This is a genomic window from Pseudomonas sp. REST10 (assembly GCF_029542605.1).
In the GTDB taxonomy this organism is placed as follows: domain Bacteria; phylum Pseudomonadota; class Gammaproteobacteria; order Pseudomonadales; family Pseudomonadaceae; genus Aquipseudomonas; species Aquipseudomonas khazarica.
In genome coordinates this window covers 2,570,721-2,596,085 of record NZ_CP035677.1, presented here as the reverse complement: position 1 = coordinate 2,596,085, position 25,365 = coordinate 2,570,721, and the positions used below count along the sequence as shown (strand labels likewise).

Sequence of the window (25,365 nt, the reverse complement as noted above, 5' to 3'; positions counted from 1 at the left end):
TGATGATTCTGCCCTGGCTAATCCTGATCCCCTTCATCGGCGGCCTGCTGTGCTGGCAAGGCGAGCGCTTCGGCCACGTCCTGCCGCGCTGGATCGCCCTGATCACCATGGGCCTGCTGTTCGGCCTGAGCCTGTGGCTGTGGGTCAGCGGTGATTTCACCCTGGCGCCAGCCCCGGACGGCGGCCCGCGCTGGGCCCACGAATTCGTCATCGACTGGATCCCGCGCCTGGGGATAACCATCCACCTGGCGATGGACGGCCTGTCGGTGCTGATGGTGACGCTCACCGGTCTGCTCGGTGTGCTCTCGGTGCTCTGCTCGTGGAACGAGATCCAGAACCGCGTCGGCTTCTTCCACCTCAACCTGATGTGGATTCTCGGCGGCGTGGTCGGCGTGTTCCTCGCCGTCGACCTGTTCCTGTTCTTCTTCTTCTGGGAAATGATGCTGGTGCCGATGTACTTCCTCATCGCGCTCTGGGGTCACAGCGGCAGCGACGGCCGCACCCGCATCACCGCCGCCACCAAGTTCTTCATCTTCACCCAGGCCAGCGGCCTGGTCATGCTGGTGTCGATCCTCGCCCTGGTGTTCGTGCACTTCAACCAGACCGGCGTGCTCAGCTTCAACTACGCCGACCTGCTGAAGACCGAACTGGCGCCAGGCCCCGAATACCTGCTGATGCTCGGCTTCTTCGTCGCCTTCGCGGTGAAGTTCCCGGTGGTACCGGTGCATTCCTGGCTGCCCGACGCCCACGCCCAGGCGCCGACCGCAGGCTCCGTGGACCTCGCCGGCATCCTGCTGAAAACCGCCGCCTACGGCCTGCTGCGCTTCGCCCTGCCGCTGTTCCCCAATGCCTCGGCGGAGTTCGCGCCGATCGCTCAGTGGCTCGGCGTGTTCGCCATCGTCTACGGCGCCCTGCTGTCCTTCGCGCAGACCGACATCAAGCGCCTGGTGGCCTACTCCAGCGTCTCGCACATGGGCTTCGTGCTCATCGCCATCTACTCCGGCAGCCAGATCGCGCTGCAGGGCGCGGTGGTGCAGATGGTCGCTCACGGCCTGTCCGCCGCGGCACTGTTCATCCTCTGCGGCCAGCTCTACGAGCGCCTGCATACCCGTGACCTGAGCCAGATGGGCGGTATCTGGGCGCGCATGCCCTGGCTTCCGGCCATCAGCCTGTTCTTCGCCGCCGCGGCGCTGGGCCTGCCGGGCACCGGCAACTTCGTCGGCGAGTTCCTCATCCTCATCGGCAGTTTCCCGAGTGCGCCCTGGGTCGTGGTACTGGCCGCCTGCGGCCTGGTGCTCGGCTCGGTGTATGCCCTGGCGATGATTCACCGCGCGTACTTCGGCCCGGTGCGGCAGGAGGCGGCATTGCCCGGTCTGAAAGCCCGCGAGCTGTCCATGGTGCTTGGCCTCGGGGCACTGCTGATTCTGCTTGGCGTCTACCCGCAACCGGTGCTCGACACCTCCGCTGCCAGCATGCATGGCGTGCAGCAGTGGCTGGCTGGCGCCCTCGATCAACTCGCCTCGGGCCGGTAGGGTAAGGATTAGAGACTCATGGAACATCACGCTGTCGAATTCACCCTGCAACACCTGATTGCCCTGCTGCCGCTGCTGGTGACCAGCCTCACCGTGGTGGTGGTGATGCTGGCCATCGCCGCCAAGCGCAATCACACCCTGACCTTCATCCTCTCGGTGGCGGGCCTGAACCTGGCGCTGCTGTCGCTGATTCCGACCCTGGAAGTCACACCGCTGGCGGTCACTCCCCTGCTGCTGGTCGACAACTTCGCCTGCTACTACATGGCGCTGGTGCTGGCCGCCAGCCTGGCCTGCATCACGCTGATCCACGCCTACCTGGGCGGCGAGTCGGGCAAGGGTTACCCGGGCAACCGCGAGGAGCTGTACCTGCTGGTGCTGCTGTCCGCTGCCGGCGGCCTGGTGCTGGTCAGCGCGCAACACCTGGCCGGGCTGTTCATCGGCCTGGAGCTGTTGTCGGTGCCGACCTACGGCATGATCGCCTACGCCTTCTTCAACAAGCGCTCGCTGGAAGCCGGGATCAAGTACATGGTGCTGTCGGCGGCAGGCAGCGCCTTCCTGCTGTTCGGCATGGCACTGCTTTACGCCGAGTCCGGCAACCTGGCCTTCGCCGACCTCGGCGTCAGCCTGGCACGGGAAAGCACCCTGCTGGTCCAGATCGGCATCGGCATGATGCTCATCGGCCTGGCGTTCAAGCTGTCGCTGGTGCCCTTCCACCTGTGGACGCCGGACGTCTACGAAGGCGCTCCGGCACCGGTTGCGGCGTTCCTCGCCACCGCCAGCAAGGTGGCGGTGTTCGCCGTGCTGCTGCGCCTGTACCAGATCTCGCCGGCCACCGCTGGCGGCTGGCTGAACGAGCTGCTGACGCTGATCGCCATCGCCTCGATCCTGTTCGGCAACCTGCTGGCGCTGCTGCAGAACAACCTCAAGCGTCTGCTCGGTTATTCCTCCATCGCGCACTTCGGCTACCTGCTGGTGGCGCTGGTCGCCAGCCAGGGCCTGGCCGTGGAAGCCATCGGCGTGTACCTGGCCACCTACGTGCTGACCAGCCTCGGCGCGTTCGGCGTGATCACCCTGATGTCCACGCCCTACAGCGGCCGCGATGCCGATGCCCTGTACGAGTACCGGGGCCTGTTCTGGCGCCGTCCGTACCTGACCGCCGTGCTCACGGTGATGATGCTGTCGCTGGCCGGCATTCCGCTGACCGCCGGCTTCATCGGCAAATTCTACGTGATCGCCGCCGGTGTCGAGGCGCAGCTGTGGTGGCTGCTCGGTGCCATGGTGCTGGGCAGTGCCATCGGCGTGTTCTACTACCTGCGGGTGATGGTCACGCTGTTCATGCGCGAACCCAACCTGCATCGCCACGACGCCCCATTCAACTGGGGCCAGCGCGCCGGCGGCATCATGCTGCTGGTGGTCGCCCTGCTCGCCTTCTTCCTCGGCGTGTATCCGCAGCCGTTGCTGGAACTGGTGCAACAGGCCGGCCTGGTCGCCCTGGCGCAGTAAGCCAAAGCCCCGCAGATGCGGGGTTTTTTCTTCTCAGGCTCGCAGGTAAACGTCACTGCGGCACTGCGGGCTTAGCCGCGACAGTCTGTAGCGCTAGCGCCGGGCCACCAGGAACAGACGCGGGAACGGCAACAGCACGCGCCCATCGGCCTGCTGCGGGTAGGCGTCGGCAATCGCCGCCTGGTAACGCTGCAGGAAGGCGGCCTGCTGCTCGGCATCCAGCGGCTGCAGGAACGGCCGCAGCGCAGTGGACTTGAACCACTCGACCACCGCGCTGGCGTCGTCCAGCACATGGAAGTAGGTGGTGCGCCAGATATCCAGCTCGCTGGCATGCGCGCCGAGGATGTCGTAATAGGCCTGCGCAGTGTGCCGCTCGGGGTGCTGCACATGACCGATACGCGCCGCCCATGGACCGTCGGCCGCCACTTCCCTGGCCAGGCGATGCGCCGGCTCCTGCAGGTTGTCCGGCGTCTGGATCGCCAGCCAGCCGCCCGGCGCCAGCTGGGCCAGCAGACGCGGGTAGAGCTGCGCGTGATCGTCCAGCCACTGCAGCGAGGCGTTGGCCAGGATCAGCTGCGGCGCGATGTCGGCCTGCCAGTGCTGGATATCCGCCAGCTGCACGCTGACCTGCGGCAGCCGTTCACGCGCTGCGCGCAGCATGTCCTCGCTGCTGTCGATGGCGACGATGCGCGCCTCGGGGGCATGCGCCTGCAGCACCGCGGTGGAATTGCCAGGGCCGCAGCCCAGATCCACGGCCTGCTCGATGCCCTCGCGGGGCACAGCCGCCAGGAGATCCTGAACAGGACGGGTACGCTGGCGTTCGAACAGGGAATACTGCGTGGCGGACCAACTCATCGGGACGCTCCTGGATGACAGAGGGAGCGGCAGAGAATAGCAGGGCTGCTCGACGCGTTGCGCACCGGCAAGTTTCCGCTGTGTCTTCCCGAGTACATGGCGGTTATCCGCCACATAATGTGCGCTGGATCACAGCCTTTTCACCATCCCAGGCACTCTGGCGGATATTCGCCACACTGGCATAAGCCTTGCCATGCAGGACTTCAACTCTGGTCGGGTATCGGGTACTGCCGCACCCCTTGCCGTCATTGCGTGCCAGAGTCGACCAACACAGGGCTGCCGAAACGAGCGCCCAAACCGACAAGAAGAAAAGGAAGCAGTATGTTCAATCCAGTCCGCGCCCTGGCCACCTGCGCCCTGGCGTTAGCCGCCTTCAGTGCCAACCCGGCACTGGCCGATGAACCTATCCTGATCAAGTTCTCCCACGTCGTTGCCGATGGCACGCCCAAAGGCCAGGGCGCACTGCTGTTCAAGCAACTGGTCGAGGAACGCCTGGCTGGCAAGGTAACGGTCGAGGTCTACCCCAATTCCAGCCTCTATGGAGACGCCAACGAGCTCGAAGCCCTGCAGAAGGACGAAGTCCAGCTGCTGGCACCGTCACTGGCCAAGTTCGAGCAATACACCAAGCAGCTGCAGGTTTTCGACCTGCCGTTCCTGTTCGACGACATCGAGGCGGTCAACCGCTTCCAGAAGCGCTCCAAGGGCCGCCAACTACTGCGCTCCATGGAAGATCACAACATCGTCGGCCTCGCCTACTGGCACAACGGCATGAAGCAGCTCTCGGCAACCCGCGCACTGCACTCGCCAGGCGATGCCAACGGCCTGAGCTTCCGCATTCAGCCTTCGGCGGTGCTGGAGGCGCAATTCCGCCAGATCGGCGCGAGCAGCCAGAAACTGCCCTTCGCCGAAGTCTTCAACGCGCTCAAGAGTGGCCAGGTACAAGGCGCCGAGAACCCCTGGTCGAACATCTACAGCAAGCAGCTGCACGAGGTGCAACCCTTCATCAGCGAAACCAACCATGGCGTGCTGGACTACATGCTGGTGAGCAACTCGCGCTTCTGGTACAGCATTCCGCACCACATCCGCACCGAACTGGAAGCCATCATCGACGAAGTGACCTACGTGGTGAACCAGCAGGCGGAGGCCGCCAACCAGACCGATCGCCAGCGCATCATCGACTCCGGCCGCAGCCAGGTGATCACCCTCACCGGCGAGGAACGCGAAGCCTGGCGCAACGCCATGCGCCCGGTGTGGCAGCAGTTCGAATCGGTGATCGGCAGCGACGTGATCAAGGCCGCACAGACCGTGAATCGCAAGCAGCACAAGTGATGCGAAAGTGGCGTGGCGGGTTTCCGCCACGCCTATTGGCAAACAGCCGCGCCATAAGAATGCAACATCATGGCAACGGCAGCGTCTCGCTCTTCGCAGTCACCGTCCGCCTCTGACTATGCAGGGGCAGAGCCATTCCAAGAAATAGATGACACAAAAAGGCGCCCGCTCTCGGCCGAGAACGGGCGCCTTCACATGCAGCAGCTGTTGCTGCCAGTTGGCCGCAATCACCGCATTCAACTGATCACGCTGTGTCTGCGTCAGTTCGATCTCGCCACCTGCTGGTGCACCGAAAGCAGCCATGGCGTTAACCAGGCTATCCACCTGATTCGCATACAGCGACGACCCACCAGCCTGGATCAGGTCAAGCTGCTGGGCTGGGTTGGTATACCAGTCCTGGATAGTGATGCTGTCCTCCGAACCCGACACATCGATCACCAGGTCGCTGCCATTACGTGACAGCCACAGATCCTCGCGGGCGATATCTTCGATGCTCAGTACATCAGTGTCGGTATCCGGGGTGTTGGACAGATTGTTGATCACATCCTGACCGTCCCCGAGAGCAAACATGTAGGTGTCGCTCCCGGCTCTACCGATCAGGTAATCGCTACCAGTGTTGCCACGCAGGATATCGTTGCCTGCACCGCCGTCGATCATGTCGTCATCGGATGAGCCGAGAACACGCTGGTCACCAGATTGCCCGGCCAACACGGTGCCGAACGCACGTTCGTCGGGCAGGTTCTGGTAAGCCGGCGAGCCAACTGGATCGGGGTTACTTAGGCCGAAAGCACCGAACAGCTGGGCAGCAGTGAGCTGTCCTCCCGAGGCAAAGGTGATCGTGTCCACTACATAGTCGCCACCAAGGAACCAGTTGCGGATCGTCACCTTGTCGCTACCGCCACTGACGTTGAGCACCAGGTCGTTGCCGGACTTCATCAGGCCGGAGGCCACCTGGTTGAAGGTGATGCCACCGGCGAACACCAGGGTGTCGGCACCACCGATCTCCTCGATCACATCCTGACCAGCGGTGTAGACATAGGTGTCGTCACCGATACCGCCGATCAGGGTGTCGTTGCCCGCCGCACCGTTCAAGGTGTCGTTGCCGGCGCCACCGAGCAGGATGTCGTTGCCTGCAGTACCAACCAGCAGGTCATCGCCACCCATACCCGCCACGGGCGGCTCTCCCGGCCCTCCCGGGTTGCCCGGATCGGTCGGTTCCCCTGGCCCTCCGGGCTCGCCTGGTTCCTCGCTGCCGCTACCATCGGGCAGCGCCGTGAGCTGGGCAGCGATCTGGGCGGTGGTCAGGTAGTTGCTACCATCCGGTTGCACGTAATCGATGGCGTAATCACTGCCCAGGAAGTGGTTGGTCACACGCATTTGCTGGCCGAGGTCACTGTCGACCAGGATCAGCAGATCATCGCCATCGCGGTGGAAGCTTAAGCGGCTGCGCGGCACGTCCAGGAAGAACACACCATCGAAGCCGCCACCGCTGTTGTCGACGATATCTACCTCACCATTCGCGCGGTAGTAGTAGGCATCGTCGCCGGCACCGCCGATCAGGGTATCGTCGCCATCCTCGCCGGCCAGGGTGTCGTTGCCCGCGCAGCCGATCAGCAGGTCGTTGCCCGAGCCGTTGTGCTGGCCGTTGCCACCCGACAGGTAGTCGTTGCCGTCACCCCTTCGATCTGGTCATCACCGCCCATGCCGAACAATGTGTCGTTGCCCGCCAGGCCACGCAGCAGGTCACGGCCGTCGTAGCCAGCCAATTGCTCGCCGGCGGCCGTGCCTTCGATCAACGCCTCGAAATCGCCCGCCACGCCTTGTGCAGCGACGATATGGGCGATGCGCTCGGCGGTCAGCAGGTAGCCGCCAAAGGGCTGCACGTAACTGATAGCCTTGTCGCCGCCCAGGAAGTGATCGAGCACGTGCACCGATTGGGCCGGGTCGCCATCGACCAGAATCAACAGATCGTCGCCGTCGCGACCGAAGGTGAGGCGATCCTGACCGATACCGTTGGTGAAGAACACACTATCGTAGCCACCGCCGCTGTTGTCGATGACATCTGCGCCGCCGTCCGGCGCATAGATGTACTTGTCGTCGCCCGTGCCGCCGACCAGCAGATCATTGCCAGCACCACCGTCGAGCTGGTCGTTGCCGCTGCCACCGAACAAGGTGTCGTTGCCGGCTTCGCCTTCCAGATAGTCGTTGCCACCTTCGCCATGGATCAGATCATTGCCAGCACGCCCCCAGGCCTTGTCATCGCCATCGCCCAGACGGATATGATCGTCGAGGTCGCGGTAGCCGATGAAACTGTCGACTCCGGAGGTGCCCTGCCAGATCACCCGATTCTCCACGTCAGCCTGACTCAGCTCACTGCCGTCGGCGAACAGGAAATGCTCCAGCTTGAAGTGGTCGGTGGGCTCCTGGAACCAGTTCTGCACTGTGATCGAGTCGCTGCCATTGGCATGCTCGATGATCAGGTCGTTGCCACGACGCACGAAACCCAGGTCGCCTGCGGCAATGCCGGCGCCGAAACTCAGGGTATCGGTGCTCGGTTCGATGTTGCTGTAGGCCTCTCCAGGTCGGCGCTCGATCAGCAGGTCGTGGCCGTCGCCCAGGTTGAAGATGTAGGTGTCGTCGCCGAACGAGCCATAGAGCGTATCGTTGCCGGTGCCACCTTCCAAGATATTGCTGCCCTGATTCCAGGCGTTGCTGTAGGCCTCCAGCACGTCGTCGCCGGCACCACCACGCAAAGTGTCGAAGCCCTGACCGAGCAGCGTGTCGTTGCCGGCACCGCCGAGCAGTTCGCCACTGCCTTCGAGCAGGTCGTCGCCATCACCACCGTCGAGCAGACCATGCCCCTGGAGGGTATCGTTGCCCGCACCACCATACAGCTCGTCAAAGCCACCGCCACCGATCAGCAGGTCGTGTCCTTCACCACCCTGCAGGGTGTCGTTGCCCCAGCCACCGTCGAGCTGGTCGTCACCAGCGCCGCCATCGATCAGGTCATCACCGTCGCCGCCGTAGAGCGTATCGGCGCCATCGCCGCCGTGAATCTCGTCGTTGCCATCCTGACCGTACACGAGGTCATTGCCAGCCTGCGCAGTGATCAGGTCATCGTCAGCGTGACCGTAGATGATGTCGTCCTGCCCAGTGCCTTCCAGCGCCTTGAGCTTGATCGCCTCGTAGTCCCAAGTGGTGCCACCGTCGAACACGAACTGCTCGATGGCCGTCGCCCCGGCCACACCGGCCAGGTAGGAGAACTGGCCCTGGATGCGCAACTGGTCGCCGCTGGTCTGGTTGAGCACCACCAGATCGACGCCATCGCGGCGCAGCAGCATATCGGCCGGCGCCACGCCGGTGAACTGCACGCTGTCGCTGCCTGCGCTGTCGATGATGAGGTCGCTACCCCAGCCTGCGGTGAAGTGGTACTGGTCGTTGCCTGCGCCACCCTCCAGCCGATCATTGCCGGTACCACCATCAAGCACATCGTCGCCACCACCTGCTTGCAGCGTGTCGTTACCGGCACCACCGTACAGGCTGTCGTCGCCCAGACCACCATCGAGCAAATCGTCTCCAGTGCCTCCGGCCAACAGGTCGTTTCCGTTACCGCCGTAGAGCGTATCGGCCCCCTCTCCGCCATGAATTTCGTCGTTGCCATCCTGGCCGTACACGAGATCGTTCCCGACTCCGGCCTCTATCGTGTCGTCGTCGGCGTGACCGTAGATGGTGTCGTGCTGCGCAGTGCCTTCCAGCGCCTTGAGCTTGATCGCCTCGTAGTCCCAAGTGGTGCCACCGTCGAACACGAACTGCTCGATGGCCGTCGCCCCGGCCACACCGGCCAGGTAGGAGAACTGGCCCTGAATGCGCAACTGGTCGCCGCTGGTCTGGTTGAGCACCACCACAAAAAAGAAAAAAGGGGACAGATTTATTTTCTAGACTAAAAATAGACCAAAAATAAATCTGCCCCCTTCTCCTTAAATACCCAAATAGGTCGTGTAGGCAATCTCCCAATCCTCATGAATGCGAACAGCTTGCAACTCTGCCGCATACCACTCCCGCCAGGCATCAGCAGAGTCAGGCCCCATCTTTATCGCAAACCATAGTTTTTGCCACGCATCCGACCCCACGGCCACTGCAGAAAGCGCGTATTGGTCGAGCGTGTCAACGCGCCATGAGCGCCGGTAATAGCTGTCCGCCTCCTCCGCCATAGCTCCCGCAATAGCGGTTGCGGAAATACCGAGGATACTAGCGACAGTATTGATCCCCGAAGAAACGCCTTGCCCGGAAATATACGCAAGCGTATCGGGACGGTATGTATCACCTTCACCGCTCAACACATAAGAAACTTGAAGTCCATTACCAAGCCCTTTTATATTAGCGAATAACTCTGCACATCCGAACAAACCATTGCGACTCAATTTGGCGCAAGGCACAGGTATCGCGCTCCACATCCGACGGCTCGTTGTTTAGCGTGGAAAATATGCGAGAGAGGTGATTTCTACCTAAATGATCAATAGGCCCAATCAGTTTGCCGTTTTCTATGCGCGGAACTACGGGCATAAAAACCAGATCCTTCCACACAATATTTTGGTAAAATCTCATATCAAGTGGCTGAATAGAAAGAGTGCGATACTGTGCCGATTCACGCCAATTGCTCAGCATACCCCTATCACGCTGCCGCGCCTCCAAAGAGTATGGCTCAGGCAGCCATGTTGGATATATCGGCGTAATATATCGCACTCCAGCTTGCTTCAAGAGATCAGGCGTATTGCCCAACTTCTCCCACTCACCATGCTCCTTACCAGGTGGCGGGACATAGTCTCTGTATCGACGCACCAACTCTTCTATATCTGCTCGACGCTGGTAGAAATAAGAAATTAATTCTTCATCAGGCGGTAAGGTATTGGTGCGAACAGGTGGAGGAGTAACGAATAGGAAACGCGAACCCCACAAAAACCAAAGTACTGACAAAACAATGCACAGAGCTACACCTACAAGCAGAAGATACTTACAAAGCCCCCCATAAGAGCTTGAAAAAAATTTCATTTGTCTTCCTCGTACCGCCCTACAGACAGCTGCTTCTATATATAAATAAGAGAACAAAATGGCATAAATCAGTACATATCCAACTCATCATTAGCCATCTCGAACAAAGCACAACCTCGAATACCCCAGAACTTCCTGAGAGTAATTACGGACAACATAACCAGTAGAGTAGGACTGCACAGCTATATAAGCAGCATCACGCAACCTCTTACTCCCTATATTACCTAGCCCCGACAGAATTAGCCTTGCAATCTCGTCTGGCTTGAAAAAAACCACTAGAAATTCGTTTCTATCATTGCGAATCACCTCGCGTACCGGCGCGCTATCGACAAAAAATGGGACCGACAAGAACAGATTTATTTTCTAGATCAAAAATAGACCAAAAATAAATCTGTCCCCTTTTCTTCTCCGCGGTTTTCGCCCATAGCTTCAGTTATCTCCCTAGCGCCCGACCGGACTGTTCAAAGTACAAAATCTCCAGCATCAATTGCTCTGTCAAATCCAGCCAATCTAGCTGTAATTTTTTTTCAAAAACAATATACAGTGTTAAGTTATCCGAATACGCAACGAACACCCTACATATGCGAACACTACAGCGAAGCATACGTAAAACTCTATTATCCTTTATCAAAAAGGAACGTCCGCCACTTGACTCTATTTCCCCACCGCCTTGCTTACCAGTCTTCTCCCAGGCGGATAGTCGCGGCCTGAAATACTGATAAACATTTCTATACCAGTACTTTTCGATCGCTTCCTTCGACCTCCGATCTGCACTGACAATTACTTCTGCCTCGCCACGCCCCTTTAATACGCGCAATCGAATAACAAAGCTATTCAACGCCCCATCAGATGCAACCCCATAGCTTTGAACATATCTCCCAGGCACTAAAAAAATTTTATCAGAGATAACAAACCTGTGACTCCCCAGAATATTTTCAGCGACAGGCAGCTTGTTGCCCGCGCCAGAAAATGCACCCAAATAGCAAGAATAACCAGCCAAAGTCACCACAGAAATAACAACAACCACAAGAGCTAAACGTATACCCCCCCGCAAAGAAACATTCATATCCAACTACCCCGGCCACATAATTAACAAAACACTCGCAGCCAACTATGACACCTGCCCCACCAGCAACCCATCCCCTCACTTGAGGTCAACTCCTTCCTTTCAGCTTATCAAGCTGCGATTTCTGCCTGAAACCCTAACCCCCCTGAATTACTTGTGCATAGACTCTACTTCGAATAAAAAAGGGGACATAAAAAAGCAAAAAAAGGGGACAGATTTATTTTCTAGATCAAAAATAAATCTGCCCCCTTTTCCTCTGAAGCCCATCCATAGCGAACTGGAAACAGTTCCTCCATGCCTAGAGATTGCCACGTCTCATAATCAGAAATCTGCATTTCAAGCTTATCAAGGACACCATCATCATCGCGAGCGATAGCACCCAAAGTGCCCGCAATAATTAGCGTGGAAAACTTATCTAGTGTTACATCATAATTTTCTTGATCAGTCAGCTTGGCGAGATAGTTTCCAACCATGGCCATTCCACCCCAAGTACCGCTATAGGTGGTAATTTGCCCTTGAATTAAAGCCTGGTATTCACCAGTCAGCCTGTAGCACTCCCAATAGAACCCACCTCGATCCCCATCGGCAAGTTTCTGTGCCAACCCGGCAACATCATCCAGTGAAAGTGCCATATCTTCGCCCTCATCTAATCACAAATAGAATGTTCCATGAATTCACGCACACGCGACTCAATACTCCCAACAATCTCAAGTACTGACTCGTCAAAATCAACTTTGTACCAAATGGCATCGCTATAGCGGGACTCCAACCTACACCTAGCCCCTTGGTTACACCCAATTACATGAGAGTAATCCGCGCGCCCCTCAGGCATTAAATAATATTCGTAATTCGCAGCCAATGGACTATCTGACACTAACCTAACGTATCCCCCCTCTTTACTTTCTTTCGCCCCTTTCATTCGCTCCCTCCAGAGCATATCGACAACCTCTCCTTTGTCCCGCAAGTAACCAATTTCCATATCGATTCTTTTTCTATTTACCTCCTTAACCTCCTTTTTTGATAAATTTTTTTTATTCTCATAAAAATCGATGCGTTCCAAGTAAACATTCCATGGCTCAAGACCTTCAAGTTCTGCAGCCAAAATAAGCCCAACATTCGAGCCAGGATGAAGAGAATTGGAAAAAACGAAATAGGATTTTGCAACACAGAAACCCGTGTCACCAACAGAGACTCTATGCTCACGCATACTCGTCGAGTGATTGAACACCAATCCCCCGCCATAAAAAGAGATCACAACCCGGTCACCATAGAACAGCACCAAACCCACCATTAATGCCACAATAGCCAGTACAAATAACCCTAACTTCTTGCCATTCTTCATCGCCACTTATTTCTCCAAGCTATCGCCTAATTTCAATATACAGCCAATTCACCATCAGCCATCTCGACCAAAGTACAAACTCGAATGTTTTCCAGGACTGTATGAACGTAATGACGGGTTCCATACTCAGTGGAGTAGGACTGCGCAGCGATATAAGCAGCCTCACGCAACCTCTTACCCCCCCCTGAATTACCCAGCCCCGACAGAACTCGACTAGCAATCTCGTCTGGTTTGAAAAAATCCACTAGAAAGCCGTTTTTCTCATCACGAATCACCTCGCGTACCGGTGCGGTATCGGAAGCGACGATCAAACAACCACTAGCCATGGCTTCCAGTAGCGACCAAGACAGCACAAAGGGATAAGTGAGGTAGAGATGCACGGCAGAAATCTGCAGCACTTTCTTATAGGTGGCGTAAGGCACTTTTCCAAGAAAATGCACCCGACTCAAATCCACCTGATTCTCGCGCAACATCTTGGTACGCCAATTAGGGGCATCTTTGGGTTTACTGCCGTAGCTCACGTCATCGCCACCGATGACCACCACCTGACAAGTGGGATGCGCCGCAAGAACACCAGGATGCGGTTGGCGTCGCGCACCGCACTCAGGCGGTGAGCGATGATGATCACCGTGCGACCCTTGCAGATGGCCTGCATGTTCTGCTGGATGATGCGTTCGGACTCGTAGTCCAGGGCGCTGGTAGCCTCGTCGAAGATCAGGATGCGCGGGTTGCCCATCAGTGCGCGGGCGATGGCGATACGTTGGCGTTGCCCCCCGGACAGCGAGGCGCCGTGTTCACCGACCACGGTGTCGTAGCCCTCCGACAGCTCCAGGATGAATTCATGGGCGCCGGCCATCTTCGCCGCCTGCATCACCTGCTCGATCGGCGCACCGGGGTCGGTCAGCGCAATGTTCTCGCGGATGCTGCGGGCGAACAGCATGTTGTCCTGCAGCACCACACCGATCTGTCGGCGCAGGGAAGAGACATCGGCCAGGGCCAGGTCCATGCCGTCGACCAGCACCCGGCCGCGTTCAGGCGTATAAAGGCGCTGCAGCAGGCGAGTCAGGGTGCTCTTGCCCGAGCCGGAGCGACCGACCACGCCGATGACTTCGCCAGCCTGAATGTGCAAGCTGATGCCGCGCAGAATCTCCGAGCCATCCGGGCGGTAGCGGAAGTGCACCTGATCGAACTCGATCTGCCCTTTCAGCGGTGGCAGCGCGCTACGGGTGGCCTGGGACAGCTCGGTACGGGTATTGAGGATGTCGCCCAGGCGCTGCACCGAGACGCCGGTCTGCTGGAAGTTGGTCCACAGCTGGGCCAGGCGCATGATCGGCTGTGAGACCCGCCCGGCCAGCATGTTGAAAGCGATCAACTGGCCGACCGTCAGGTCGCCCTCGATCACCAGGCGCGCGCCCAGCCAGAGGGTGGCCACGGTGACCAGCTTGCCGATGAAACCAACACTTTCATTGGCCAACATGGAAAGGTTCTGCGTCTTGAAACTCGCAGCTACGTAGCCCGCGAGCTGGTTGTCCCACTTGCGGTTGATCTGCGGCTCGACCGCCATGGCCTTGAGGGTATCGATGCCGTTGACCGTTTCCACCAGAAAGGCCTGGTTCTCCGCGCCCCGAGAGAAACTCTCGTTGAGGCGCGCGCGCAGGACCGGGGTGATCAGCAGAGACACCAGGAAATACAGCGGCAGCGACAGAATCACCACCAGGGTCAGCCAGCCGCTGTAGTAGAACATCACCGCGATGAACACCACGGAGAACAGCACGTCGAGGATCAGCGTGATGGCATTGCCGGTGAGAAAGCTGCGGATGTTCTCCAGTTCACGCACCCGCGCCACCGAATCCCCCACCCGACGGGCCTGGAAATACGCCAGCGGCAGGGTCACCAGATGGCGGAACAGCTTCGACCCCAGCTCCACATCGATGCGGCTCGCGGTATGCGCGAACACATAGCTGCGCAAGCCCGACAGCAGAGTCTCGAAGATCATGATGCCGAGCAGGCCGATGGCGATCACATCCAGAGTCGACAGGCCACGGTGCACCAGCACCTTGTCCATCACCACCTGAAAGAACAGCGGCGTGAGCAGCGCGAAGATCTGCAGCACGAACGACACCAGCAGCACTTCGCCCAGCAGTTTGCGGTACTTGACGATGGCGGGAATGAACCAGGTGAAGTCGAAACGCGACAGCTCGCCCGCCAGGGAGGCTTCGGAGCGAATCAGGACCAGCTCGCCCGCCCAGCGCGCCTGCAACTGTTCGAACGAAAGGACCTCGGGGCGCTGCGCCTGCGGGTCGTGAATCAGAACCTGGCTCTTGCCTTCATCGATACGGGCGATGATGAAGTAGCGGCCATCCTGATCAGCCGCGATTGCAGGCAACGGGACATGCGGCAGGCGCTCGATGGAACTGCGTGCGGACTTGGCCTTGAGGCCGAGCTTCTTCGCCGCGAGCAACAACTCGGCACGACCGAAAGCACGGCCATCTTCGGCGAATTCATGAGCAAGTTGCTCCGGGGAGGCCGCTACATTGTGGAAGCGTGCCAGCATGACCAGGCTCGCAAGCCCTGAGTCCAGCTCACTGTCAGCCTTGGAGTTCGAATCGTCACTGGCCATGGTTTCATCCCTGAAACGGCTGTAGACATGACCAGCGTCTGCATGGCCAAGATTTTCTACTTAGAGCAGCATTTGCGATCTCGTCAACCTTTCCATCGAAGAATGTGACCCAGATAACGCAAATAAATGACCTGAGCAGGTCGACTGAACGCTGATCAAGCACCGCGCCCTGCCTACATGCGAAGCAGGAACATGGCCTAACGCAGCGCCTCTCCGCGGGAGCTGATGGGCGCAGGACTATCTAGCTGCTCGACCTGCCAGCCGCCGCCCAGTGCCGCGATCAGTTGCACGCTGGCCAGCAGGCGATTGCCCAGTAGCGTGAGGTTCGAGCGTTCGTTGCTCAATGCCGTCGCCTGCACGGTGACCACGCTGTTGTAGTCCACGGTACCGGCACGGTACTGGTTCTCGATCAGGCGCAGCGCTTCGCGCGCGGCATCCAGCGCCTCCTGTTGCACCCCGCTCTCCTGCTCCAGCACGCGCAGCTGCACCAGGTAGTCCTCCACTTCGCGGAAGCTGTCCAGCACGGCCTGGCGGTACTCGGCCACGGTCTGGTCGTAGGCGGCCTCGGTGCGTTCCAGCTCGGCCTGCCGTGCGCCGCCGTCGAACAGGGTCAGTGCCAGCTGTGGACCAAGCGACCAGAAGCGGTTGGGTACCTCGATCCAGTCGGCGAAGCTGCTACCGCGATAACCGCCCGTGGCGGAGAGGCTGAGATCGGGAAACCAGGCTGCTTCGGCCACGCCGATCTGTGCGTTGGCGGCCATCACCCGGCGCTCGGCGGCCGCCACGTCCGGACGACGCTCCAGCAGTTGCGAGGGCAGCGCCAGCGGTATCGCCGGCAAGGCCGGCAGGCTTTCGCGCGGCGCGATCGACAACTGCGCCGGGCTGACACCCACCAGCACGGCGATCGCATGCTCCAGCTGCGCGCGTTGCCATTGCAGGTCGATGGCCTGGGCCTGGGTACTCTTGAGCTGGGTGGTGGCCTGGCTCACGTCGGATTTCGGCACGATGCCGGCGCGGTACTGGTTCTCGGTCAGGCGCAACGAGCGTGCATAGGCGGCGACCGTGGCATCGAGCAGGCGCGACTGCTCGTCGAGCACCCGCAGTTGCAGGTAGTTCTGCACCAGCTCGCTCTGCAGGCTCAGGCGCGCGGCGGCGAGATCTGCGGCACTGGCCTCGAACTCGGCACGACTGGCCTCCAGGCCACGGCGCAGCTTGCCCCAGACGTCCAGTTCCCACGCCGCGCTGAGGCTCAGGTCATAGCTCTTGCTGATGCCCGATGCGCTGGTGCTGCTGTTCGTTCCCGAGGCGCCCTGCCCCGAACGCGTCACCCCGGCGCTACCGGACAGTGTCGGGTAGAAGCTGGCCCGGGCGCCGCGCACCAGTGCGCGCGCCTGGCGGTACTGAGCCTCGGCTGCCGCCAGGTTCTGGTTGGACAGCTGCAGGCGCTCGACCAGCGCGTTCAGCTCGGCATCGCCGTACAGGGCCCACCAGTTGCCGCGCGCCAGGGCATCGGCCGGGGCCGCCGAGGTCCAGCCCTCGACCTGCTTGAACTGTACCGGCGTGCTCAGTTCGGGGCGCTGATAGTCCGGGCCGAGGGCGCAGCCCGCCAGCAGCCCGAGCAGCAGGATCAGGCTGCAGGAACGCGGCAGGCGCCCGGCCCGGAGCGCACGAGCAGGAGGAAAAACATCTGGGAACTGGACGGGTTTCATAGCGGATTATCCAACGAAGCATCGGTACGCACGCCGCGCCAGCGATTGACGCGATGGCGCAGGCGGTCGAAATAGAGGTAAACCACCGGGGTGGTGTAGAGCGTCAGCAGCTGGCTGAGAACCAGGCCGCCGACGATGGTGATGCCCAGCGGCTGGCGCATCTCCGCGCCTTCGGCGCTGCCGAGCACCAGGGGCAAGGCACCGAGAATGGCGGCGAGCGTGGTCATCAGGATCGGCCTGAAGCGCAGCAGGCAGGCCTGGCGGATGGACTCCTGCGGGCCGAGCCGTTCGCCGCGCTCGAGCTGCAGCGCCAGGTCGACCATCAGAATGGCATTCTTCTTGACGATACCGATCAGCAGGAACAGCCCCAGCAGGGAGATCAGGCTGAATTCCATCCCCACCAGCTGCAACGCCAGCAAGGCCCCGACACCGGCGGAAGGCAGCGTGGAGAGGATGGTCAGCGGATGCACGTAGCTCTCGTAGAGCACGCCGAGGACGATGTACACCACCACCAGCGCCAGCAGGATCATCAACGGCTGATTGCCCTGGGTCTGCTGGAAGGCGGCGCCCGTACCGCCCATGGTGCCCTGCACCTCGGTGGGCAGGCCGAGCCGCGCCACCGCATCGTCGATCGCCCGGCTGGCCTGGTCCAGGCTCACGCCTTCGCTCAGGGCGAAACCGATGTTCTCGGAGGCGAACTGGCCCTGGTGGTTGACCCGGTCTTCCTCCAGGCTGCGTTCCCAGTGGGCGAAGGTGGACAACGGCACGCGCGCGCCGTCGGCGGTGATCAGCTGGATCTGATCCAGCGCCTCGGGGTACTGCGCATAGCGCGGGTCGATTTCCATGACCACGCTGTACTGGTTGAGCGCTTCGTAGATGGTCGACACCTGGCGCTGGCTGAAGGCATTGTTGAGCACCGAGGTGATCATGACCATGTTCACGCCCAGGCGTTTAGCCGTCTCACGGTCGACTACCAGGCGGATCTGCTGCGCGCCGTCATTCTCGCTGGCATCGATGTCAGTCAGCTCGGGCAGCGCCCGCAACGCATCGCGCACCTTGGGCAACCACTCGCGCAGCGCATCGAGGTCATCGGAGAGGAGCATGTACTCGGTCTCCGAACTGCGCCCTTCCCGACCGCCGATCTGCAGATCCTGATCCGACATGAGGAACATGCGGCCACCCGGCACCTTGGGCACTTCCCTGCGCAGACGGTTGATCACCTCCTGCGACGACAGCCCGCGTTCACCGATGGCCTTGAGCCGCACGATCATGAAGGCATTGTTGATGCCACCGCTGCCGCCGATGAAGCCGGCCACGCTGTCCACCGCCGGGTCGGCCAGCACGGCCTTGCGGAAGGCCTCCATCTTCGGCTGCATGACCTGGAACGACAGGCCGTCGTCGCCACGGATGAAACCGATCAGTTGGCCGGTGTCCTGCTGCGGCATGAAGGTCTTGGGAATGCTGACGAACAGGTAGACGTTGAGCGCGATGGTGGCGATGAAGCTCAGCAGCATCAGCAGCGAATGGCGCAGGGCCCAGTCCAGCGTACGCCCGTAGACAGCCAGCACCCGGCTCTGCACGCGGTCGCCCCATTGCTGCAGGCGGCTGCGCGACTGTTCGTCTTCGGCCCTGAGCCAGCGCGCGCAGAGCATCGGCGTCAGGGTCAGCGACACCAGCAGGGAGATCACCACCGCCACCGCGAGGGTGATGGAGAACTCACGGAACAGGCGCTCGACGATGCCGCCCATGAACAGGATGGAAATGAACACCGCCACCAGCGACAGGTTCATCGACAGCAGGGTGAAACCGACCTCGCGCGTGCCCTTCAGGGCCGCCGCCATGGGTGTTTCGCCATCGTGGATGTGGCGGGCGATGTTCTCCAGCACCACGATGGCATCGTCCACCACCAGGCCGGTGGCGATGATCAGCGCCATCAGCGACAGGTTGTTGAGCGAAAACCCCAGCAGGTACATCGCGGCGAAACTGCCGATCAGCGAAACCGGTACCGCCAGCGCCGGGATCAGCGCCGCCCGCCAGCGCCCGAGAAACGCCAGCACCACCAGGATCACCAGGCCGACGGCGATCAGCAGGGTCTGCTCGGCTTCATGCAGGGTCGCGCGAATCACCGGCGAACGGTCCATCGCCACCTGCAGCTCGACACTGGCGGGGATCACCTCGCGCAACGCCGGCAGTTGCTCGCGGATATCGCTGATGGTCTGCAGGATGTTCGCCCCGCTCTGCCGGTTGATCACCAGCAGCACGGACTCGCGGTTGTTGTAGAAGCCGCTGTTGTAGCGGTCCTCGACGCCATCGGTCACCGTGGCCACGTCGCCGAGGCGCACGGCGGCGCCATCCTGATAGCGAATGATCATCGGGATGTAGTCGGCGGCCTTGGCCAGCTGGTCGCTGGCCTGCACCTGCCAGCGACGCTGCTCGTCCTCCACCGCCCCCTTGGGGCGCAGCGCGTTGCTGGAGGCGATGGTCTGGCGCACTTCGTCGAGGGCGATGCCGTAGTGATCGAGCAGGCGCGGCTCCAGCGACACGCGCACGGCAGGCAGAGAGCTGCCGCCGACCTGGACTTCGCCCACGCCACCGACCTGCGCCAGCTTCTGCGCGAGGATGGTCGAGGCCACATCGTACAGCTGGCCCTTGTCGAGGTTCGGGCTGGTCAGCGAAAGCACCATGATCGGTGCCTGCGACGGGTTGATCTTGCGGTAGGTGGGCATGGTACGCATGCCGCTGGGCAGCAGGTCGCGGGCCGCGTTGATCGCTGCCTGCACTTCGCGGGCCGCGGTATTGATGTCCTTGTCCAGGTCGAACTGCACCATGATCCGCGTGCTGCCCTGGCTGCTGCGGCTGTTCATCTGGCTGATGCCGGAAATGCTGCCGAGCGAGCGCTCCAGCGGCGTGGCCACGGTGGAAGCCATGATCTGCGGGCTGGCGCCAGGCAGGCTGGCCTGCACGGTGATGGTCGGAAAGTCCATCTGCGGCAGTGGCGCCACCGGCAGCAGGCCGAAGCTGACACCACCGAGCAGCATGATCGCCAGGCTCAGCAGCAAGGTCGCCACCGGGCGACGGATGAAGGGGGCAGAAAGATTCATAGCACGAAGCCACACGCTTCAAGCTGCAAGCGAGAAGCAAACGCCTGGCAGCGGACCGTCTTCAACGTGCGGCTTGCCGCTTGAGGCTTGTCGCTCATACCGACACCCCGGCACCGCTGCGCCCGCTGACGCGGCGCGACAGCCGATCGAAGTACAGATAGATCACCGGCGTGGTGAACAGCGTCAGCACCTGGCTGAGCAGCAGACCGCCGACCATCACCAGGCCCAGCGGCTGGCGCAGCTCGGCACCGGAGCCCGAGGCCAGCATCAGCGGAATGGCACCGAACAGCGCCGCCAGGGTAGTCATCAGGATCGGCCGGAAACGCAGCAGGGCCGCCTGGTAGATGGCGTCCTGCGGCGCCATGCCCTGGTTGCGCTCGGCCTCCAGGGCGAAGTCGATCATCATGATCGCGTTCTTCTTGACGATGCCGATCAGCAGGATGATGCCGATGATCGCGATCAGCCCCAGGTCGTTGCCGGTGAGCAGCAGGGCCAGCAAGGCGCCGACCCCGGCCGACGGCAGCGTGGAGAGAATGGTGATCGGGTGGATGTAGCTCTCGTAGAGCACGCCGAGCACGATGTACATGGTGACGATGGCCGCCAGGATCAGCAGCAGGGTCGATGACAGCGACGCACGGAACGCCTCGGCCGCCCCCTGGAACTGGGTGTTGATGCCGCCTGGCAGGCCGATGTCCTGCTCGACGCGCTCGATCACCGCCACGGCTTCGCCGAGCGAAACGCCGGGCGCCAGGTTGAACGACAGGGTCACGGCGGGGAACTGACCGATGTGGTTGACCAGCAGGCTGGCCGGACGCTCCTCGATGTGCGCCAGGGACGACAGCGGCACCTGCAGGCCATCCGTGGTGGGCACATGGATCTGGCGCAGCGCGGCCAGGCCGATACGCCCGCCGTCACGGCTTTCCAGGACCACGCGGTACTGGCTGGCCTGGGTATAGATGGTGCTGATCTGGCGCTGGCCGAAGGCGTCGTACAGCGCATCGTCGATATCGCCGACGCTGATGCCGAGGCGCGCGGCGGCGTCGCGGTCGATATCCAGGTATACCTGCAGGCCACGGTTCTGCAGGTCGCTGGCGACGTCGGTCAGCGCTTCCTCTTCACGCAGCGCCTCGACCAGGCGCGGTGTCCAGGTTTCCAGCAGGTCGTTGTCCGGCGACTCCAGGGTGAACTGGAACTGGGTCCGGCTGATGCGATCCTCGATGGTCAGGTCCTGCACCGGCTGCATGTACAGCTCGATACCGGGGACCTTCGCCAGCTCCGGACGCAGCCGCTCGATCACCTCGCTGGCGGTGACATCGCGCTCGGCATGGGTCTTCAGGTTGATCAGCAGGCGCCCGCTGTTGAGCGTCGGGTTGTCGCCGTCCACGCCGATCGACGACGACAGGCTGGCCACCGCCGGATCACGCAGGATCACATCGGCCAGGCGCTGTTGGCGCTCGCTCATGGCAGTGAAGGACACCGACTGCGGCGCCTCGGAGATGCCCTGGATCACGCCGGTGTCCTGCACCGGGAAGAAGCCCTTGGGCACCGCCAGGTAGAGCAGCACGGTCAGGCCCAGGGTCGCCACGGCCACCAGCAGGGTCAGCGCCTGATGCCGCAAGACCCAGGACAGGCCCACCCCGTAGCGTTCGATCATGGCATCGATGAAGCCGCCCGCCAGGTGGTAGAAGCGCCCTTCCTGCTCGGGCCGTTCCACCTTGAGCAGGCGCGCGCACATCATCGGCGTCAGGGTCAGCGACACCACCAGGGAAATCAGGATCGCCACCGCCAGGGTGATGGCGAACTCGCGGAACAGGCGGCCGACGACATCGGCCATGAACAGCAGCGGAATCAGCACGGCGATCAGCGACAGGGTCAGCGAGACCAGGGTGAAACCGATCTGCCGGGCCCCCTTGAGCGCGGCGTTCAGTGGCGTCTCGCCCTCCTCCAGATGGCGGGCGATGTTCTCCAGCATGACGATGGCATCGTCGACCACGAAACCGGTGGCGATGGTCAGTGCCATCAGCGTCAGGTTGTTGATGGTGAAACCGGCCAGGTACATCACCGCGAAGGTGCCGATCAGCGACAGCGGCACGACGATGGACGGGATGATGGTCGCCGACAGCTTGCGCAGGAACAGGAAGGTCACCATCACCACCAGAGCGATGGCCAGCAGCAGTTCGTGCTGCACGTCGCGCACGGCGGCGCGGATGGTTTGCGTGCGGTCGGTGAGCACCTTGACTTCGACGCTCGCCGGCAGGCCTTCGGTGAGGTGTGGCAGCAGCGTCTGGATGCGGTCGACCACGTCGATCACGTTCGCGCCGGGCTGGCGCTGGACGTTGACCAGCACCGCCTGGTTGCGATTTGCCCAGGCCGCCAGGCGCTCGTTCTCGGCGCCATCGACGATCTCGGCGACGTCCTTCAGGCGCAGCGCGGCGCCGTCCTGGTAGGTGAGGATCAGCTCGCGGTACTCGTCCACCGACTTCAACTGGTCGTTGGCGTCGAGCTGCGAAACCCGCGTCGGCCCGTCGAAGTTGCCCTTGGGCTGGTTGACGTTGCTGGCGGTGATCAGCGTGCGCACGTCGGCCAGGCTCAGGCCATAGGCCGCCAGCGCCTCGGGATTGACCCGGATGCGCACCGCCGGACGCTGCCCGCCGGCCAGGGTCACCAGGCCCACGCCGCTGGTCTGCGCCAGTTTCTGCGCCAGGCGGGTATCGACCAGGTCGTTGATCTGCGGCAGCGGCAGCGTGGTCGAACTGACCGCCAGGGTCAGCACCGGGGTATCGGCGGGGTTGACCTTGTTGTACACCGGAGGCGCCGGCAGGTCGCTGGGCAGCAGGTTGCTCGCCGCGTTGATCGCCGCCTGCACCTCCTGCTCCGCCACCGCCAGCGACACTTCCAGGTTGAAGCGCAGGGTGATCACCGAGGCGCCGCCGGAGCTGGTCGAGGACATCTGCTTGAGGCCGGCCATCTGCCCGAACTGGCGCTCCAGCGGCGCCGTCACCGCGCTGGTCATCACGTCCGGGCTGGCGCCTGGATAGAGGGTCAGTACGCGGATGGTCGGGTAGTCCACTTCCGGCAGGGCCGACACCGGCAACAGGCGATAGGCGATCAGGCCGCTGAGGAAGATCGCCACCATCAGCAGCGTGGTGGCGACCGGCCGCAGGATGAACGGGCGCGAGATGTTCATGCGTCGTTCCGCGCTGCGGCCTTGCCCGGTTTGCCCTTGCCTGCCCCGTCGCCGGCCTGCGTGGCGCTGGCGTCGATCACCTCGACCTGGCTGCCGTCGCGCAGGCGGTCGGTACCCTCGAGCACCAGGCGCTCGCCGGGCTGAACGCCTCCAGCCACCATGCTGCGCTCGGCATCGCTGGCGGCGATCGTCACCTGGCGCACACTGACCTTGCTGTCGCTGTCGACCACGTAGACGAAGGTGCCCTGGGTACCGAACTGCACGGCAGCCGACGGAATGATGGTGGCGGCCTCGCGGGTCTCCACGCGCAGGCGCACGTTGACGAACTGGTTGGGGAACAGCATCTGCTCGGCGTTGGCGAAACGCGCCTTGAGCTTGACCGTACCGGTGGCGGTGTCGATCTGGTTGTCCAGGCTCTCCAGCACGCCCTCGGCCAGGCGCAGGCGCTCACCGCGATCCCAGGCTTCGACGGCCAGGGTCGCGCCTTCGTTGCGACGCTTGAGCACCGCCGGCAGACCCCCTTCGGGAATGGTGAAGATCACCGCGATCGGGTCGGCCTGGGTGATCACCACCAGCGGCGTGGTATCGCCGCTGCTGACCAGGTTGCCGAGGTCCAGCTGGCGCAACCCCAGGCGTCCAGCGATGGGCGCGCGGATCTGGGTGAAATCCAGGTTCAACCTGGCCGTGGCCACGTCGGCCTGGTTACTCTGCAGGCTGCCACGATACTGGTTGACCAGCGCCTGCTGGGTATCGAGGGTCTGCTTGGCGATGCTGTCTTCGGCGTAGAGCCCCTTGTAGCGCTGCAGGTCCAGTTCGGCATTCTTCAGTTGCGCCTGGTTTTCCTGCAACGCGCCTTGTGCCTGCTGCAACGCCACCTGATAAGGACGCGGGTCGATCACTGCCAGCAGGTCGCCAGCCTTGACCTGCTGGCCCTCCTCGAACAGCACCTTGACCAGCTCGCCGTCGACGCGCGAACGCACGTTGACCGTGTTGTAGGAGGTCACCGTGCCGAGCGCCTTGAGCTCGATGGCGAAGTCACCCTGCACCACCGGCGCCACCCGCACCGGGACCGGTCCCGTGTCACCGAAGCGGCCCCGCCCCATCTGCTGCTTCTGTGGCTCGCTCGGCCAGAACCACCACAGCAGCACGAGCGACAAAGCGAGCAGTGCCAGGCCGATCAGCCACTGGCGAGAGGTATTCGAGGAGGATGGAGAAACGTTCGACATGGCAGGCGTGGGATCACTTTTTCTGGGAGTCGGAACGATAAGCACTCGCCCGCGTCAAGCAAAGCCCATTTACCGGCTATTTACGCTGCGCTTACGTAACCAACTGTTTGCGCCCGGCCCTGCTGGAGATTGGCCAGCACGGCGGACACCTTTTGCGGCAGCAACGAAAACGGCCTGCAGAGCAGGCCGTTTTCAGGTGACGCCTGGCGACTTACTTCAGCACGGCCAGGGCAGCGGCATAGTTCGGCTCGTCGGCGATCTCGCCAACCAGCTCGCTGTGCAGCACCTTGTCGTTCTCGTCGAGCACCACCACGGCGCGCGCGGCCAGGCCGGTCAGCGGACCGCTGGCGATGGCCACGCCGTAATCCTTGAGGAAGCCGGCACCGCGCAGGGTGGACAGGTTGACCACGCTTTCCAGGCCTTCTGCACCGCAGAAACGCGCCTGGGCGAACGGCAGGTCAGCGGAGATGCACAGCACCACGGTGTTGTTCAGCTGGCTGGCTTCGGCGTTGAAGGTGCGCACGGAGGTCGCACAGGTCGGCGTGTCGACACTCGGGAAGATGTTCAGCACCTTGCGTTTCCCGGCCAGGCTGGCCAGGGTGACGTCGCTCAGGTCGCCTGCGACCAGGCTGAAGGCCGGAGCCTGTTGGCCCGCTTGCGGCAGCTGACCGTCGACCTGCACCGGGTTGCCTTTGAGAGTGACTTGCGCCATGGGAATTTTCCTTATCGTTCAGGGAGTTGAAGGGCGGATAGGTGACTTGGGCGGCACGCTGACGAGCGCCCTGTCGAATGGCAGGTCACGGCCCGACCATCCGTCCAGACTAGCGCAGAAGCGCGGCCGATACA

General features: G+C 61.8%; 18 protein-coding genes. 3 read left to right on the top strand and 15 right to left on the bottom strand.

Going from position 1 to position 25,365, the window contains the following annotated elements:
• Positions 1–2 precede the first annotated feature (2 nt).
• On the top strand, positions 3–1,532 hold the full coding sequence (gene nuoM / locus EWH21_RS12250; RefSeq protein WP_277698433.1) for an NADH-quinone oxidoreductase subunit M: 1,530 nt from the start codon (positions 3–5) through the stop codon (positions 1,530–1,532).
• A gap of 18 nt (positions 1,533–1,550) precedes the next feature.
• A complete protein-coding gene (gene nuoN / locus EWH21_RS12245; protein WP_277698432.1) occupies positions 1,551–3,035 on the top strand; it encodes an NADH-quinone oxidoreductase subunit NuoN in 1,485 nt (494 codons plus the stop codon).
• 93 nt (positions 3,036–3,128) lie between these two features.
• Here nuoN and tam read toward each other — a convergent pair whose 3' ends face one another.
• A complete protein-coding gene (gene tam, locus EWH21_RS12240) occupies positions 3,129–3,890 on the bottom strand; it encodes a trans-aconitate 2-methyltransferase (RefSeq protein ID WP_277698431.1) in 762 nt (253 codons plus the stop codon).
• 321 nt (positions 3,891–4,211) lie between these two features.
• On the opposite strand from tam, the gene EWH21_RS12235 reads away from it, so the two are divergent.
• Complete coding sequence (locus EWH21_RS12235; RefSeq protein WP_152488657.1) at positions 4,212–5,219, top strand: TRAP transporter substrate-binding protein; 1,008 nt, start codon at positions 4,212–4,214, stop codon at positions 5,217–5,219.
• Positions 5,220–5,318: 99 nt separating this feature from the next.
• On the opposite strand, the gene EWH21_RS12230 is transcribed toward EWH21_RS12235, so the two are convergent.
• The 14 genes from EWH21_RS12230 to tpx all read right to left on the bottom strand — a co-directional run bounded on the left by EWH21_RS12230 (position 5,319) and on the right by tpx (position 25,231).
• Entirely contained in the window at positions 5,319–6,689 is a 1,371-nt protein-coding gene (locus EWH21_RS12230) for a calcium-binding protein (RefSeq protein WP_277698430.1), read from the bottom strand.
• A 140-nt stretch (positions 6,690–6,829) separates the two neighbouring features.
• Positions 6,830–9,118, bottom strand: coding sequence for a calcium-binding protein (locus EWH21_RS12225; protein ID WP_277698429.1), 2,289 nt, complete (start codon positions 9,116–9,118; stop codon positions 6,830–6,832).
• Between the two features lie 78 nt (positions 9,119–9,196).
• On the bottom strand, positions 9,197–9,556 hold the full coding sequence (locus EWH21_RS12220; RefSeq protein ID WP_277698428.1) for a hypothetical protein: 360 nt from the start codon (positions 9,554–9,556) through the stop codon (positions 9,197–9,199).
• 40 nt (positions 9,557–9,596) lie between these two features.
• On the bottom strand, positions 9,597–10,268 hold the full coding sequence (locus EWH21_RS12215) for a hypothetical protein (protein WP_277698427.1): 672 nt from the start codon (positions 10,266–10,268) through the stop codon (positions 9,597–9,599).
• 433 nt (positions 10,269–10,701) lie between these two features.
• Entirely contained in the window at positions 10,702–11,334 is a 633-nt protein-coding gene (locus EWH21_RS12210) for a hypothetical protein (RefSeq protein ID WP_277698426.1), read from the bottom strand.
• A 224-nt stretch (positions 11,335–11,558) separates the two neighbouring features.
• Positions 11,559–11,966: a hypothetical protein gene (locus tag EWH21_RS12205; RefSeq protein WP_277698425.1), complete on the bottom strand. Its 408-nt coding sequence runs from the start codon at positions 11,964–11,966 to the stop codon at positions 11,559–11,561.
• A 14-nt stretch (positions 11,967–11,980) separates the two neighbouring features.
• Positions 11,981–12,682 carry a hypothetical protein gene (locus tag EWH21_RS12200; protein WP_277698424.1) on the bottom strand — a complete coding sequence of 234 codons (702 nt, stop codon included), beginning with the start codon at positions 12,680–12,682 and terminating at the stop codon, positions 11,981–11,983.
• 26 nt (positions 12,683–12,708) lie between these two features.
• The gene (locus tag EWH21_RS12195; protein ID WP_277698423.1) at positions 12,709–13,197 is read right to left on the bottom strand and encodes a glycosyltransferase; all 489 of its coding nucleotides are present in this window, start codon (positions 13,195–13,197) and stop codon (positions 12,709–12,711) included.
• Complete coding sequence (locus EWH21_RS12190; protein WP_277698422.1) at positions 13,194–15,296, bottom strand: type I secretion system permease/ATPase; 2,103 nt, start codon at positions 15,294–15,296, stop codon at positions 13,194–13,196. The genes EWH21_RS12195 and EWH21_RS12190 overlap by 4 nt, the downstream gene beginning before the upstream one ends.
• 197 nt (positions 15,297–15,493) lie before the next feature.
• Positions 15,494–17,005 carry an efflux transporter outer membrane subunit gene (locus EWH21_RS12185; RefSeq protein ID WP_277698421.1) on the bottom strand — a complete coding sequence of 504 codons (1,512 nt, stop codon included), beginning with the start codon at positions 17,003–17,005 and terminating at the stop codon, positions 15,494–15,496.
• Positions 17,002–20,106 carry a multidrug efflux RND transporter permease subunit gene (locus tag EWH21_RS12180; protein WP_277698420.1) on the bottom strand — a complete coding sequence of 1,035 codons (3,105 nt, stop codon included), beginning with the start codon at positions 20,104–20,106 and terminating at the stop codon, positions 17,002–17,004. The genes EWH21_RS12185 and EWH21_RS12180 overlap by 4 nt, the downstream gene beginning before the upstream one ends.
• A 94-nt stretch (positions 20,107–20,200) precedes the next feature.
• Positions 20,201–23,293, bottom strand: coding sequence for an MdtB/MuxB family multidrug efflux RND transporter permease subunit (locus tag EWH21_RS12175; RefSeq protein ID WP_152488655.1), 3,093 nt, complete (start codon positions 23,291–23,293; stop codon positions 20,201–20,203).
• Positions 23,290–24,519: an MdtA/MuxA family multidrug efflux RND transporter periplasmic adaptor subunit gene (locus EWH21_RS12170; RefSeq protein ID WP_277698419.1), complete on the bottom strand. Its 1,230-nt coding sequence runs from the start codon at positions 24,517–24,519 to the stop codon at positions 23,290–23,292. Before EWH21_RS12170 ends, EWH21_RS12175 begins: the two co-directional genes overlap by 4 nt.
• A gap of 211 nt (positions 24,520–24,730) precedes the next feature.
• Positions 24,731–25,231, bottom strand: a complete 501-nt coding sequence (tpx, locus tag EWH21_RS12165; RefSeq protein WP_037052072.1) for a thiol peroxidase — start codon at positions 25,229–25,231, stop codon at positions 24,731–24,733.
• Positions 25,232–25,365: the final 134 nt, after the last annotated feature.